General features: G+C 55.6%; 15 protein-coding genes. 7 read left to right on the top strand and 8 right to left on the bottom strand.

Annotated features, from left to right (window positions below):
- Window positions 1–89: 89 nt before the first annotated feature.
- Window positions 90–632: a hypothetical protein gene (locus tag AO268_RS19830; RefSeq protein ID WP_099169581.1), complete on the bottom strand. Its 543-nt coding sequence runs from the start codon at window positions 630–632 to the stop codon at window positions 90–92.
- A 170-nt stretch (window positions 633–802) separates the two neighbouring features.
- Here AO268_RS19830 and AO268_RS19825 point away from each other — a divergent pair, with 170 nt between their 5' ends.
- Both AO268_RS19825 and AO268_RS19820 read left to right on the top strand, forming a co-directional pair.
- Complete coding sequence (locus tag AO268_RS19825) at window positions 803–1132, top strand: hypothetical protein (protein ID WP_076963854.1); 330 nt, start codon at window positions 803–805, stop codon at window positions 1130–1132.
- Between the two features lie 409 nt (window positions 1133–1541).
- Window positions 1542–1790, top strand: a complete 249-nt coding sequence (locus AO268_RS19820; RefSeq protein WP_076963855.1) for a DUF1652 domain-containing protein — start codon at window positions 1542–1544, stop codon at window positions 1788–1790.
- A 3-nt stretch (window positions 1791–1793) separates the two neighbouring features.
- Here AO268_RS19820 and AO268_RS19815 read toward each other — a convergent pair whose 3' ends face one another.
- Window positions 1794–2156 (bottom strand): NUDIX hydrolase, encoded by a 363-nt coding sequence (locus tag AO268_RS19815; RefSeq protein ID WP_076963856.1) that lies wholly within the window; start codon window positions 2154–2156, stop codon window positions 1794–1796.
- Between the two features lie 142 nt (window positions 2157–2298).
- Between AO268_RS19815 and AO268_RS19810 the strand changes: the two genes are divergently transcribed.
- The 4 genes from AO268_RS19810 (at window position 2299) to AO268_RS19795 (ending at window position 6611) form a co-directional block, all read left to right on the top strand.
- Window positions 2299–3267, top strand: coding sequence for a Gfo/Idh/MocA family protein (locus AO268_RS19810; RefSeq protein WP_076963857.1), 969 nt, complete (start codon window positions 2299–2301; stop codon window positions 3265–3267).
- A gap of 106 nt (window positions 3268–3373) precedes the next feature.
- A complete protein-coding gene (locus AO268_RS19805) occupies window positions 3374–4012 on the top strand; it encodes a ribonuclease T2 family protein (protein ID WP_099169580.1) in 639 nt (212 codons plus the stop codon).
- A 97-nt stretch (window positions 4013–4109) separates the two neighbouring features.
- A complete protein-coding gene (locus AO268_RS19800; RefSeq protein WP_076963859.1) occupies window positions 4110–6239 on the top strand; it encodes a hybrid sensor histidine kinase/response regulator in 2130 nt (709 codons plus the stop codon).
- Between the two features lie 150 nt (window positions 6240–6389).
- The gene (locus AO268_RS19795; protein WP_076965357.1) at window positions 6390–6611 is read left to right on the top strand and encodes a DUF465 domain-containing protein; all 222 of its coding nucleotides are present in this window, start codon (window positions 6390–6392) and stop codon (window positions 6609–6611) included.
- A 78-nt stretch (window positions 6612–6689) separates the two neighbouring features.
- On the opposite strand, the gene solA is transcribed toward AO268_RS19795, so the two are convergent.
- The 6 genes from solA to AO268_RS19765 form a co-directional block, all read right to left on the bottom strand.
- Window positions 6690–7844 (bottom strand): N-methyl-L-tryptophan oxidase, encoded by a 1155-nt coding sequence (solA, locus tag AO268_RS19790; protein WP_076965355.1) that lies wholly within the window; start codon window positions 7842–7844, stop codon window positions 6690–6692.
- A gap of 907 nt (window positions 7845–8751) precedes the next feature.
- On the bottom strand, window positions 8752–9621 hold the full coding sequence (locus AO268_RS19785; protein ID WP_099169579.1) for a methyltransferase domain-containing protein: 870 nt from the start codon (window positions 9619–9621) through the stop codon (window positions 8752–8754).
- A gap of 5 nt (window positions 9622–9626) precedes the next feature.
- Complete coding sequence (locus AO268_RS19780; protein WP_099169578.1) at window positions 9627–10439, bottom strand: pyrroline-5-carboxylate reductase family protein; 813 nt, start codon at window positions 10437–10439, stop codon at window positions 9627–9629.
- 460 nt (window positions 10440–10899) lie between these two features.
- Window positions 10900–12270: a 2-oxoadipate dioxygenase/decarboxylase HglS gene (hglS, locus tag AO268_RS19775; protein ID WP_076964596.1), complete on the bottom strand. Its 1371-nt coding sequence runs from the start codon at window positions 12268–12270 to the stop codon at window positions 10900–10902.
- A gap of 178 nt (window positions 12271–12448) precedes the next feature.
- Entirely contained in the window at window positions 12449–12763 is a 315-nt protein-coding gene (locus AO268_RS19770) for an SCP2 sterol-binding domain-containing protein (protein WP_099169577.1), read from the bottom strand.
- A gap of 56 nt (window positions 12764–12819) precedes the next feature.
- On the bottom strand, window positions 12820–13530 hold the full coding sequence (locus AO268_RS19765) for a histidine phosphatase family protein (protein WP_099169576.1): 711 nt from the start codon (window positions 13528–13530) through the stop codon (window positions 12820–12822).
- 261 nt (window positions 13531–13791) lie between these two features.
- Here AO268_RS19765 and sohB point away from each other — a divergent pair, with 261 nt between their 5' ends.
- Complete coding sequence (gene sohB / locus AO268_RS19760; RefSeq protein ID WP_076964593.1) at window positions 13792–14814, top strand: protease SohB; 1023 nt, start codon at window positions 13792–13794, stop codon at window positions 14812–14814.
- Window positions 14815–14873 lie beyond the last annotated feature (59 nt).

The following is a 14873-nucleotide window of genomic DNA, read 5'->3' as shown; positions in this document are numbered from 1 at the left end:
CCTGTCTTTGAAATACAAAACGCCCGATGCGGTGCATCGGGCGTTAGGGTGAAACAGGTGTAAACCTATTTCAGGACTAGACAGTGTTTTTACTTGAGTGCCTGGATAAACAGCGGGTCGCTGTACAAGGCCTTGAGCAAGTCACGCACCAGCGGGTTGTAGGCGTTGGTTGCATTCAGGACCGCAATGGGGCCGAAGAATGAACTGGACCACACGCTGGTCACTTCCTTGGTGGCGTCGTACACCACGGCATCATTTTTGACCACGGTAAAGCGCGCGGCCAGCGTGCCATGGCCGGAGCCCACGCCCGCCGTCAGCTCGCTCTTCACCAGCAGCACATCCAGGCGCCGTGGCGCGCTTTGATTCAGCAGGCCGGCCAGGGACAGCTCCTGGGTGAGCGCCGCCTGCACGTGGGCGGGGATGCTGCCGGCTGGCGAGTTGATCGGGTTGGCCCGAACCATCAACCAGCCCTGGCCCGAGGCGGCAGTGACTTGGGCCTGGCTGACAGGTTGCAGCGCAGGGTTTTGCTTGAGGCGTTGGACGTTGTCGAAACTGGGCTCGTATGACGTCATGGTCGCGCCGCAACCTTGCAGCAGAATCAACAATGGGGCCAGCAGGAGAAACTTCTTCACGGCATTTCCTTGCGTGAGGGGGATAAAGGGTGGGCGATTATGGTCAGCCGCCGGTAGGGCAGCAACCCTGGCGGGGAAGGCTGATCGCCAAGAAGGCATTTTAATGGCCCCCAACTGATCCAGTTCTCGCCAAAATCACTTTTATTTTCAGGTGGTTAGGTGGGATGCCAATGCGCAATGTAACAATCACGCTGATTGCCTTGGCCCTGGCGAGCGGGGCGGTGGCGGCCCAGGGCAAGGCGCTGCGCGAAGGGGACCGGTACATGTGCAGTTGGGGCGCGGGCACGGCGGCCAGGGCCCAGGAGCTGAAGTTGGCCGGTGTTTCATTGTATGCGGCGCGGCAGAAGATCCAGCGGTACAAGTTCGACAAGTCCTGGATGCGCATGATGGCCATGGGCATCACCGAGCAGACCTATGACAGCGCATCGCGCCTCAAGCCGGCGGCCGTTCGCGCAAGCTTTTATGAAGAGTGCGTACGCTACAAACTGGCGCGTAAATAGACCCCTGTAGCCGCACCAAAAAGTGGCACTGAAGACACCGGGAACCATAAAAAATGTGTGGTTATTGAATGACTTAGCGTTGTTTCAATCCGACGAAAGGCTAATGGATCAACTTGTTACAAGTTGTCTCGGTGGTTATGATGAGCGGGCGTTCACCTCCCACGGTTTATGCATTTTTAAATCCCAGGTTTCCATCAGCTACCTGGGATTTTTTTTGCCCGCGATTTGACCTGCATAGCCGGGTAGTGGCGAAACACCCATGGTTTTTCTGGCGCCATTGCACCAGCGCTTTCGGGGGAAAGTGTGGGGTAGCTAACACTTTCGCAGAATTGCCCACACGTGTTGCACACCCTCATCTATTCTGCTGGGATCACGTCCATCGCGTCATGTGCGACCCAGGGTAGCCAGAATGATTCCGATCGTTGAGTTGAGTCGCATCATGGCGTCCGGCTTTGCCCCGCTGTCGTGTGACTGTAGCGTCAACCCCCAGGGTTTTTTGACGATCCGTATCTTCGAGCCCGAGTCCGGTCGTGTGGAGCTGCTGTTGACCGGCGTGTCGCCCCAGGGCCTGGACAGCATCCGTGCCATCTCCAACCTGATCGGCGAACTGCGCACCGAGCTCAAGGCCGGGCGCCGGGGCTTTGCGGCCTTCGGCTAGGCGTCAGAGCCGGCGCAGAAACGAGCGGACGATACGCTTGGTGGCAGCGGTGGTGTCCAGTTGCTCCAACGCACTGTAGGCATGCCACTGGCAATCGATGATTTCATTGCAGGGCCGGGCCTGGTCGATGTTCACCACCGAGGCTTCAAACACGTGATGCAGCGTGTCACTGGCCTTCAACTCCTGCAGATACAGCAACCCATCCACGTTCAGCCCGGTTTCCTCCTGCAGTTCACGCGCAGCCGCGCCGACCGGGCGCTCATCGCGCTCGACCTTGCCACCGGGCAGGGCCCATTTCGACCTGGCCTTGCGCACAAACAGAATGTGCCCCTCGTGTTCGCAAATCACCGTTGCGCGTATTTTCATCGTCTGTGCCCCCGCGACTGGATGATCGTCATAAAAGTGTAATGCAATTGTCATGCGGGGTCTTTATAGGGCGAGGCTGGAGACCGTGAAGGAAAACGCCGATACTGCTCCACTGAAAAAAACACCGGTGAAGGAAAGTCAGATGAGCACCATCCGCTGGGGCATGATCGGTTGTGGCAGTGTTACTGAGATCAAGAGTGGACCCGCTTTCTACAAAGCGCCAGGTTCGGCCCTGGTGGCTGTGATGGGGCGTCGCCCGCAAGCGGTGCGCGATTATGCGGCACGCCATGGGATTGCCCGGTTTTACACGGATGCCCAGGCCCTGATCGACGACCCCGAAGTGGATGCGGTGTACATCGCCACGCCCCCCGACAGCCACCTGGAATACAGCCTGCTGGTGGCCGCGGCAGGCAAGCATTGCTGCGTCGAAAAGCCGATGTCCCTCAATGCCGAGCAGAGCGCCTTGATGCAGCGCACCTTCGAGCGGGCCGGGTTGCATCTGTTTGTCTCCTATTACCGGCGTTCCCTGCCGCGCTTCCAGCAGGTGCGTGCCTGGCTGCAACAAGGGCGCATTGGCGAGTTGCGGCACCTGAGCTGGACGTTGTGCAAGCCGCCATCGCCGACCGATACCCACGCCAGCAACTGGCGGACCGACCCGGCAATTGCCGGCGGGGGCTATTTTGCCGACCTGGCCAGCCATGGCCTGGACCTGTTCCAGTACCTGGCGGGGGATATCGTCGAGGTCACGGGGTATACCGCGCGCCAGGCTGGGCGCTATGCGGCGGAAGATGCCGTCACCGCCTGCTGGAGCTTCACCTCGGGTGCGCTGGGGATGGGCTGTTGGAACTTTGTAGCCGACCGCCGCGAGGACCGGGTCGAGTTGATCGGTAGCGCTGGACGCATCACCTTTTCAGTGTTCGATGAGCAACCGTTGCAACTTGAGGCCGAGGTCAGCCAGACCCTGCATATTGCCCATCACCCCCATATCCAGTGGCACCACGTACTGGGCATGAACGCGCATATCCGTGGCGAATGTGTGCACCCGGCACTGGCCATCGAAGCCCTGAAGACCGACCGGATCATGGATCGGGTGCTGCAGCGCAAGCCTTGATGCCTGGAGCTGTCGAGCTTTCTACCGTGCGGCAGCGCGTTACCTGACTGCGCGCCGGGGTGTGGCCCAGAACAATGGCCGCTCACTTTGATAAAGGATTTGCCCGATGAAATGGAGAACCACCTGGATCGCCCTGTGCCTGGCGTTGGCCGCGCAGGCGGGTGCAGCCTCCCGCAGCCAGGGGCAGGCCGGCGACTTTGATTTTTATGTGTTGTCACTGTCCTGGTCGCCGACTTTCTGCCTGACCCATCCACAGGACCAGCAGTGCACCGGCAAGGGCTACGGCTTTGTGCTACATGGCCTGTGGCCGCAATATGCCCGGGGCGGGTGGCCGGCCTCTTGCCTGCCGCAGTCGCGGTTGTCGGTCGAGGAACTGGCCAAGGGCATGTCATTGTTCGTGACTGAAAAACTGCTCAAGCATGAATGGGCCAAGCACGGCACATGCAGTGGCCTGGAGGCGTCCGACTACCTGGACAAGGCCGATGCCGCATTGGCGGTGGTCCAGATTCCGCAGGCGTTCGAGCCTTTTAATGTGCCCGGCCCACTTGCCGCCCGGGATATTGAAGCCTTGTTTCGCGAGAGCAACCCCCGCATGGGGCGCCACGGCATGGCCGTGATCTGCCGGGGCAAGGTGTTGTCGGAGGTGCGGGTCTGCTTGAGCAAGGAGTTGCGCTTCGCCGGTTGCCCGAAGAGCGTCAAGACCCAATGCCGGGGCGGCGAGATCCGAATACCTGCCCAGCGATAATCCCGGCGGTTGGCGCATAAGCTATACAGAGTGAAACCATCCGGCAGCGCTATGCTCCAACAGTGGTGAATGCCTTCTCTCTGCACCGAGCTGATTCATGCAATTTTTATCCAATACCCATGGTTGTGACGGTTGGGGCGGTGAAATGGCCCAAAGGATCCGTGCCTTTGACTGGTCGACCACCGACCTGGGCCCGATTGACCGCTGGTCCACCAGCCTGACGTGTGCGGTGCAGATGCTCCTGGCTTCGCCGGTGCCGATGGTGATGCTCTGGGGCCGTGCCGGGTACATGATCTACAACGACAGCTATTCGGTGTTTGCCGGCGGGCGCCACCCGTTTCTGCTGGGCGTGCCGGTGGAGCAGGGCTGGCCGGAAGTGGCCGATTTCAACCGGCAGGTCATGGACACCTGCCTGGCCGGTGGCACCTTGTCCTACCGCAACAAGGCCTTGATGTTGCTGCGCAATGGTCGCCCCGAAGACTTGTGGCTGGACCTCTATTACAGCCCAGTGGCCGGTGACGACCAGCAGCCGGCCGGGGTGCTGGCGATTGTGGTGGAGACCACCGAGCACGTACTGTCCGAGCGTTTGCGCCAGGAAGCCGAGGGGGCTTACCGCGTGGCCGACGAGCGCTTGCAACTGGCGCTCAATGCCGGGGCGCTGCTGGGCTCCTTTGTCTGGGATGTGTTGCCCGACCGGCTGTCGGGTGACGAGCGTTTCGCCCGCACCCTGGGCCTGACCATGGCCGACGTGGAGCAAGGCCTGCCCATTGCCGTGGCCACCCAGGTCATCCATCCCGATGACCTGGTGCGGGTCAACCGCCTGATTGCCCGCACCCTGGAAGCCGGTGGCCCGTATAACGTCGAGTTTCGCGTGCGACGCCCCGACGCCAGCTATCTGTGGGTGCTGGCCAGCGGGCGTTGTGAGCTGGATGCGGGCGGGCAGCCGCTGCGCTTTCCCGGGGTGATCATCGATATCCATGTACGCAAGATCGCCGAAGAGTCCCTGCTCAAACTCACCCATAACCTGGAGCAGCGCGTCGCCGCCGAAGTCCAGGCGCGTTCGGCCGCCGAGGACCAATTGCGCCAGTCGCAAAAGCTCGAAGCCATTGGCGGGCTGACCGGGGGCGTGGCCCATGACTTCAATAACCTGCTGCAGGTGATTGCCGGCAACCTGCACCTGCTGGCCCGCCATGAGCGGGACAACCCCCAGGTACAACGGCGCGTCGGTGCCGCCCTGGCTGCCGTCGAGCGCGGCGCCAAGCTGTCCTCGCAACTGCTGGCCTTTGCCCGGCGCCAGCCGCTGTCACCGGCGGTGTTCAACCCCCGGCGCATTTATGAAGGCCTGGGTGAATTGCTGCAGCGGGCCCTGGGGGAAACCATCCAGATCGATGTGCAATTGCCGCAAGACCCCTGGTGCATCCATGTCGATCGCAATCAATTGGAAAACGCCGTGCTCAACCTGGCGATCAATGCCCGGGATGCCATGAAGGGCGAGGGGGTGATCCGCATCACCGGTGAAAACATCAGCCTGTCGCCCGAGGAGGGCTGCCGCAACGGGATTGCCTCCGGCGAATATGTACGCCTGTCGGTCAGCGACACCGGGGCCGGCATGCCGCCGGCGGTGCTGCGGCGGGTCTTCGAGCCGTTCTTCACCACCAAGCCTGACGGCCACGGCACCGGCCTGGGCTTGAGCATGGTGTTTGGTTTCGTCAAGCAAAGTGGCGGGCATGTGCAGATCAGCAGCGAGCCAGGCCAGGGCACCGTGGTGCAGATGTACTTCCCCCACAGCCTTGAACCGGAAAGCCAGGAAGCCCCACCCTGTGAGGCCCTGCAAGAGGGCGGCCGGGAATCCATCCTGGTGGTGGAGGACAACGAAGGCGTACGCGGCGCGGCGGTGGAATTGCTGCAACAGTCCGGCTACACGGTGCTCACCGCCGAGGATGGCGATGACGCCATGCTGATGCTGCGCACCGGCTTGCGGCCCGACCTGATCTTCACCGATGTGGTCATGCCCGGGCGGATCAAAAGCACCGACCTGGCCCAGTGGGCCAAGGCGCAACAGCCGCCGGTTGCGGTGTTGTTCACCTCCGGGCATACCCGCGACATTCTTTCCAGCGACCACCTGTTGGGCAACGACATTCATCTGCTGGGCAAACCCTACCGCCCCGAAGACCTGGCGCAACAGGTACGCTCGGTACTGACCGCACGGGTAAGCCACGGCGATTGAGCATTTGCCAAGGTGCCGGCGATAACCTGGCAAGACCTGAACATTGCCCAGGCGCCGGGCCAGGGGAATTGACCTTGAGCATGACAAGAGGCCCATGGATGGGCTAGCTTCAAGGTGTACCAGTCATTGATTAACTTGCGGAGGTACTTCATGCCAGTGAAACATGATCTTTATCAGGATTTGGGGTTGAGTAAGGAAGATGTCGAAAAACGCCGAGCAGAGAAGCCTCATCTGAATGCGTTATTTGACAAATACAAGACTGTCGATGAATTGGTGTTAAGCGCCGAAAGGGCCGCCGGCAACGATGATGATTTGAAGAAACTGAAGGAAAAACGCTTGTTGATCAAAGACGAAATTACCAAGCTGCTTTGATACACGAAGTGGAGTCAGTCAGGGGGCGAGAACGTCGCTCCTTGACGGCTTAATGTTTTTCAACAGTTGCAGTATTTTTTAGTTCCAAAAACGTGTTGGGGAGAATTCTGAAATTGATACGCTTGGATCCTGTCCGTTGACCAAGTGTGCAAGAGCATCACCTATAGCAGTTGCAAACTTGAATCCATGTCCTGAACATGCGGATGCAAAATACACCGAGTTCAGTTTAGTGGAGGCGCCGATCAAAAAAGATTCATCCTTGCTCATGGTATAGAAGCAGTTTTTTGCTCGTGCTGGTAAACGTTCAAGATCAGGCAATAGGGGGCTGACAATGGTAGATATTTCTTCTATCGATTGCTGCGAGATCTGGACTTCCATCCACGAGGGATGTGTCGGGATCTGTTGCCGATTATGAAATCCTATCTTTACACCAGGTTCATTGCTGACAATTGAGGGCACTCCGTACAGTAGATGACCATGTGAGGACTCATAGAGAAAGACTGGAAAATTTTCAGGAGAAAAAATATTTTCCGATCCTGTTTTTGGAGTGAACCAGTAAACAGGCAGCTTTCTGGTTTCTAGGTAATCCTTTAGCTCGGGTAGCAGCTGTTCAGCAATCCAAGGGCCGGTCGTAACAATTACTGATTTTGCAGTATAAGAATTACCATTCTTGGTTTTCAATGTTGCACCCGCACCATTGTTTTTTACAGACACAACACTTTCGCCGAATAGTGTTACGACGCCTTGATGCACTGCCTCATTTAACATTGTCAATCTGGCGTCACAGGCGGAAATTGCGTAGGCACCTGGTTCGTATAGAGCTTCAAAGTTATGGGGTATATTAAATGCTGGAACATGCCGGCAGACTTTATCTGCGGTCAATAGGCTGTGTTTTATTTGAGAAAGTTTGGCTGTTCTCGTACTTCCTTTCACCACGCGACTGTCGCTGTGTCCAATAAAAATACCGCCGGTTCTAAATAAGAGTTTTCTTTGAGCTACGGCCTCCAACTCATTCCATAGCGTATCTGCATGGTTGAGAAGAGGAAGGTATTTTTCTCCCTCCCAATAAGCGCGGCGAAAAATTCTTGAGCTGCCATGAGACGATCCGAAGCAGTGAGTGGGTCCACCAGCATCGACTCCCAACACACGTTTACCTTTCGATGCCAATCGCCACAGCGCAGACGCCCCAAAAATTCCAAGGCCAACGACTATTACATCATAATAATTTTTCATTTGATCGAGCTCCTTTGTTGAGATCGAGTGTCGGCGCATTCGTAAAGAAATAGAGAAACTAATATTCCAAATGTTACTAAAAATAAAGACAAGGATCCTATTGAAATAGATTGTCTGTAAAAAAATATGGCAACAAAAAATTGTGTGATAGGGAGCATAAACTGAAGAAAGCCAGTCGTTGCAAGGAGGAGTCTTTTTGCTGCGTAAGCGAACATCGCTAAAGGTATGACTGAGACACATCCGGCGAAGAGAATCAACCATCGAAAACGATATGTGGTATTTTCGGGCCACACCAATGACCAGTCAAGTATAATCCATGCCAATAAAATTCCGATACTCAAAAATAGAGTTTCTATTAGAAGCCCACTTATAGAGCTTAATGAGGTGGCTTTTTTTGTACATGTGTATAAGCCCCAAGATATAGCTATTGCTGAATATACCCAGTGATTGAGTTCGCTGTCGTATAAAATTAGCAGTGTGGCTGAGGCAGATATTGTGATAATTGAAAGGATTTGAGTAGATCTAAGTGTTTCATTGTAAATAAGTACACCTATGCCTATTGATAGGAATGGGGCTAATAAGTATCCGAAACCGCTTTCTAAAATATGTCCATTTACTGAAGCCCATATAAACGTCCCCCAGTTTATACTCAGGAGTATGGAGGCGCCGAAGTGTAGGCTTAGAGTTTTTATTTTTAGTTTTTTAAATTCTTGAATTTTTCTTGTCCAGGAAATAATAAGTGCTAGCGTGATTAGGGAAAGCAATATTCGACAAGCAACAAGTGTCAAGGGCGAGAAAACGCTTAGCTCCCGCCAATAGAGTGATGAAAGTCCTAAGAGTATATTTGCAGCGCTAGCACAAAAGAGTGCCCATATGTATGTGGCTAAATAGAGCGATGAGGGGGTGTTCATTTTTCAGATGATCTATGAGAAATTTCAATTATTTCGTACGACCAGTATATTTTCCCTTGTCTGTCAATTGTGTAATTCGCCAAGCCTTTTCTAGACCACTCCTCAAACTCGATTTTTAAATTTTTTTCGAGTTTCTGCCATTGGGCTGAATAGTAAAGTAGAGGGAGTGTGTATCGTTCAATTAGTTTGTATTGTAATAATGGAGTTTTGTTGTTTTTGTCATTGTATTTTTTAAATATGTCATCTATTCCTACTAGAGAGTTGAGACCGATAATGGCTCTGCCGCCAATGCTAAGGTATCTCGGGAGGTCTTCGAGGAAGCGTGTTATGACGTCATCGCCATAAAACATTGCGCGAGCAGAGAGCTCTCCTTTGCGCTCCAAACCCTCTAGAATCTTGATTAGTGAGGTGGATGGTGTACGCCAACCTGGAGGGTTAAAGGCAATAGTTTGAAATTTCTGTTGCGGGATTTTTTCAAAAAGATTACTTATGTGGAATGTAATTTCGCTGGTTTTAAAATTAATTTTTTCATGTGTTTTTGCTTGATTAATAGATGCCTTGCATATGTCCGTTGCAATAATTTTTTTGTTGCCGAGTTTTCTCATCAGTAATGCATGTGCGCCACTTCCCGTTCCAATATCTAGAAAGCTACCATTCAAAGTAATAGCATCTGATGTGCGAACCAGATAGTCACCAAGTTTTAAGCCGGCTAAGCTTATTTTAAATACGTTGAGAGTGTTTAAAAAAATTAGTCTTTGTCCAAGGCCAAAATAGACTTCGTAAGTGGAAGGCTGGCTGTTTAAATAGTGAAATCCGTCACTGGGTTGAGACCATCCAGGTACACCGTGATCAATAAGTCCCAACATGTGTTTTATCTCCCTTCGCCTATTTTTTTGGACTGTGCACAAGCCTTGTTTAGACCTTCGATGACAAGATTGCTTAATTTATTTTTGTCAAAGTATTTAATTGCTTGCTCGGTTGTACCTTTGGCTGTCATTACAAGCTTGCAAATGTTCAGAGGGGAATTTTTGTTTTCAGCTAGTAGAGTGGTGGTGCCTCGAATTATTTGAGTGGTTATAAGTGATGCGCTTTTTTTATCGAAACCATTGCTTGTTGCAAAATTTAATAAGGAAGTTGCGAAATAGGCGACGTAAGCAGGGCCTCCACCGACTAATGCCGTGGCACTATCAATTAAATATTCTTTCTTTAACAGGAGACATTTTCCAAGGCTGGAAAATAATTGGTTGGTCAATGCTCTGTTTGTATTTGTGGTTTTCTTTGAGTAGTAAAGAACAGTCATTCCATCTAGTTTTGCGCAGGAGATGTTTGGCATGGCACGACAAATTTGTGTTGTGTAAGTAGCCTTTTTTAGTGTTGATATGGTAAGTCCAGCCATAACTGAAATTACCAAGCCTGAATAATTTTTAATTTTTTCACAGTTTTCTGTAAAAGAAAAAAATGCTTGAGGAGGAATAGCTAACAATAAGATTTTTGTGTTTTTTAGTTCTGGTATGCTCTCTTGTGTGCATATTCCATTAGCAGTAATACTGGCGCGCCGAATGGGGTTGGGCTCGATTACGATTATAGAGATATTGAGGTTGGAATTTTTTAGTCCGAGTGCGAGTGCACTCCCCATGTGTCCTGCTCCTACGATTACGATGCTTATCTTTGATGGTGTGTTCATAAAAGCCTCCGGTAGTGAATAAGAGCCTCTATGTACTAGCTGGTTTGATGAGCATCGTCTCGGATTGGATTTATATCAAATCAAAAGCGTCCTAAATCGTTGTAGTACTTTTCCGGTCGCGTATATGATCGTTTTAATACATGGCGAATTAGCAGGCGATTATAACCATTACCGTCTTGCGGAGTGTTGTCTGCGTACGATGAGGTATAGATTTCTATAAGGTTTCCCTCGTTGCGGGAAAGCTTGCTCGCGCTGCGCAGCAGTCCCAAAACATTCCAAAGTGCAGGAGGCTGCCTGACGCGGGCAAGGGGGCAGAGTCGATAAGAGAAGGCTCCATATTTCTTCAGAATTGCCCCAAGGACAGCCGCCTCGCCACTGCCTATTATCCCAACCGTTCGCCCGGCCCTGGGGCAAGTTGACTACGCATGGAATGCGTTGTGGTGTCGGGCGAACTCTTTTTCTAGGTGCGCAGCGCCTGTAGGCAGGTGTCGATCGAGCGCTGCTGGGTGTCTGCATACAGCTGCAACTCATCCAGGGTCTGGCGGCCCAGGGCCTGTTCAAACTCAGCCTGGTTGGCGTTGGCCGTGTAGTGATTCTGCGCGGCATCGCCTAGGTTCGACTGGAAAATCCCCGCCGCGCTGACCGGCAGGAAATCCTCATACACCAACGGTTCGATATCGACGTAACCCGCCTCGACCAATGCGTCCAGGCTCTGTGGCGCGCCCTTCCCGGCGGCACGGCCCTTGTCGGTCACCCCGTAGCGAAAGAACGCCAACCCTTGCTCGCGCATGGCTCGGTGATTATCCGGGAAGGCCTGGAAGTGTTGCTCCATCAGGTCGGTGTAGCGCTGGGCGTTGGCTTCATTGGGAAAGGCGCCCAGTTCGTCCCGGGCGGCGTTGAGCAACTGATCATAGAGCGCCCGGCCCTTGGGGGTCAGGGCCACGCCGCGTTGTTCGATCTCGCCAAAGCGTGCGCTGTGGCTGCCCTTGGCATCGGTAAAGGCAATGGCTTCGTCGAGGGCCTTGAAGCTGGTCTGGCGCAGCAGGATCGGGCATTGGCGGCGGGGTGGGCCTTCGATCACGGCTTTGGGGGTGATGCCTTTGCCGGGCATGTCGGCTTGTACGCGGTCGATGTCCAGGGTGCGTGGGGTCAGGTGATTGATGTGCGGGCCCTTGAAGGCCACCACGTCGGCAATCAACCGGTGCTGGTCGCTGAGTTGTTGGTACTGGGCCGCGCTGACCGTGGCGGTGTGGTGCCAGCGAAAGGTTTCCAGGGCTTGTTGGATAAAGGCCTGGGCATCGCTGGCATTGAGGCCGCCGTCGGCTTCGGCCTGCTCGATCAGGGCCAGGGCGCGTGGGGTGAAGATCGAACGCTTGGCCAGGGCGGCTTCGGCAAAGGCCCGCAGTTCAAGGTTTTCGATCAGTTCCAGGCGCAGCAGCGAGGTGAAGACCCGGAACGGGCTGGTCTGCAAGGCGCTTTCATGCACGGCGCGAAAGGCCGTGGCATGCACCGGCACGCCGGCCGGGGTGAGGTCGTAGTAGCCCACCGGCTGCATGCCCATCACCGCAAACAGGCGGCGGATGGTTGCCAGTTCATAGGCGCTGCCCAGGCGGATGGCACCGTGGCGTTCCCTGTCCAGGCGCTGGATTTCGCCGGTGCGTTGCAGTTGCCGCGCCAGGGCGGGGTCGCTTGCCAGCACCCGGGCATTGGTGTCGGCCACCAGTTCCAGCAGTGCGCCATACAGCGGAACTTCCTCGCGGTACATGTCGGACATGGCCCGGGAGAAGTCTTTGCGGATGGCATCGGGGCTGATAAGACGCGGGGTCGGCATAGAGAATTCCTGGCGGCGATAACGGTGGTGTGGGCCGTGAGCCAGATTTTGTTGGGCGTGGCCCGTGGGCGCAAATGAAGATTCCTCTGGACTTCATTCTGCAAATGAATGAGCGCCACCGGCACATACAAAAATCCCGCCTGGGTAGGCGGGATTGGTCAACCCAGATTGCCCTGGATCAGGCCGGGAACAGCTCGCTGAGTTTCATCGCCAGCATCATGTTGCCTTCGGTGCGCAGCTTGCCGCCCATGAAGGCCTGCATGCCGTCGGTTTCGCCGCTGACGATCCCTTTCATAGTTTCAGCGTCCATCACCAGAGTCACCTGGGCGTCAGGGTTCACGCCTTCTTGCAATTCGCAAGTGCTGTCCTTGACGATCAGCGAGAAGTTCTGGGTCTCGTCGATACGGAAACCGAACACCAGGTCCAGGCCGTCGGCAGCGCCTGGGTTGAATTTGGCTTTCATTGCTTCTACGGCTTTAGCTACGTCAGTCATGGTTCGATCCTTTTATGGGTGGTGCCAGTGACCTTGGGGTCACGGTTGGCCGCAATTCATCGGAAAGTGATGAGCTGCGGCGCCTTCAACAGTTGCAAGTGGGTATGGCTGTTGAAGGAAGCCAGCGCCACTTCGCGACCACGGAACTTCAAGTGGTTGAGCGAGGTGTTGACAATCTGCCAGTTCAGCTCGAAAGCCTGGGCGGCAGGCATGCGGGTAATCAGGTGGAGCAGGGCGGTGATGGTGCCGCCGGAGGTAAATACCGCGATCTTGTGGGCATTGTCGGCACTCTCCAGCAGGCGCTGCAAGCCACCCTGGACGCGCTCGACAAACCCCAGCCAGCTTTCCAGGCCGGGGGGGTCGTAGGTGCCGCTCAGCCAGCGCTCGATGATCAGGGCAAAGATACGCTGGAACTCACCCCGGTTCTGCGGGGCGTTGCGCAGGGTTTCCAGGGCTTGCGGCTCGCTGCCGAGCAGGTCTGGGAGCAGGGCGCGGATGATCGCGTCGGCGTCGAATTCGTTGAAGGCGCTGTCGATTTCCAGGGGCGGCACCGGCAGGCCCTGGGCGCCGATGGACTCGAACGTGGCGTTGGCCGTGTGCTGCTGGCGCCGCAGGTCGCCCGACACACAACGGTCGAACGTCAGGCCCAGGTCGGCCAGGTGGCTGCCCAGTACCTGGGCCTGCTGCACACCGACGGGCGACAGGACGTCATAGTCGTCTGCACCGAAGGAGGCCTGGCCATGTCGAATCAAATAGATGCTGCCCACGTCCGTTCACCCGGTACGTTGAAAGTCTGGCGAGGTTATGAGGATGCCGGGAAGCTGTCAATGAAAAAACATACGCTTGTTTTAAAAGCTCGTTAGAGGCTGATATCCCTGTGGGAGCTGTCGAGCGGTGTTTGTTGGATCATTACGCGCGCATGATCCTTTAGAGTCCCGTTTCAAGGGGTTTCAGCTCTGGCCCGCCGGCAGTCCCGCCGGTATGCTGGGGCAATCCGCGCCTGGCGCACCGTTTCTGTAAGGAGTCCCATGGAGTTTCTGGCTGAGTATGCAAGTTTTCTGGCTAAAACCGTTACGTTGGTCGTCGCTATCCTGGTGGTGCTGATCAGTTTTGCAGCGTTGCGCAGCAAGGGCCGGCGCAAGCAGGCCGGGCAGTTGCAGGTCAGCAAGCTCAATGATTTCTACAAGGGCCTGCGCGAGCGCCTGGAGCAGACCCTGCTCGACAAGGACCAGCTCAAGGCGCTGCGCAAGTCCCAAAGCAAATCCGAGAAAAAACAGAAGAAAACCCCCGAGGCCAAACCGCGGGTGTTTGTGCTGGATTTTGACGGGGACATCAAGGCCTCGGCCACCGACAGCCTGCGCCATGAAATCACCGCGCTGCTGAGCCTGGCCACACCCAAGGACGAAGTGGTGCTGCGCCTGGAAAGCGGCGGTGGCATGGTCCACAGCTATGGCCTGGCGTCGTCGCAATTGGCGCGGATCCGCGAGGCGGGTGTGCCGTTGACGGTGTGTATCGACAAGGTCGCGGCCAGCGGCGGCTACATGATGGCGTGCATCGGCGAGAAGATCATCAGTGCGCCATTTGCCATCCTCGGCTCGATTGGCGTGGTGGCCCAGTTGCCCAACGTCAACCGCCTGCTGAAAAAACACGATATCGACTTTGAAGTGCTGACGGCTGGCGAGTACAAGCGCACCCTCACCGTGTTTGGCGAAAACACCGAGAAGGGCCGGGAGAAGTTCCAGGAAGACCTGGATATCACCCATCAGTTGTTCAAGAACTTCGTGTCGCGCTATCGCCCGCAACTGGCGATTGATGAAGTGGCTACCGGCGAAGTCTGGCTGGGCGTCGCGGCGCTGGACAAGCAACTGGTGGACGCGCTGCAGACCAGTGACGAATACCTGGCCACCAGGGCCAAGACCGCCGAGCTGTTCCACCTGCACTATGCCGAGCGTAAAAGCCTGCAAGAGCGGGTGGGCCTGGCGGCCAGCGGCTCGGTGGACCGAGTGTTGCTGGCCTGGTGGAGCCGCCTGACCCAGCAGCGCTTCTGGTAACCCCCGCCCTGTAGGGCACGGCTTGCCGGCAATGACGATCTTCTGCTCGCCATCGCTGG

The sequence above is a fragment of the Pseudomonas sp. ICMP 8385 genome (genome assembly GCF_002699915.1).
Classification (GTDB): Bacteria; Pseudomonadota; Gammaproteobacteria; order Pseudomonadales; family Pseudomonadaceae; genus Aquipseudomonas; species Aquipseudomonas gessardii.
This window is presented reverse-complemented; position numbering and strand designations above follow the sequence as displayed.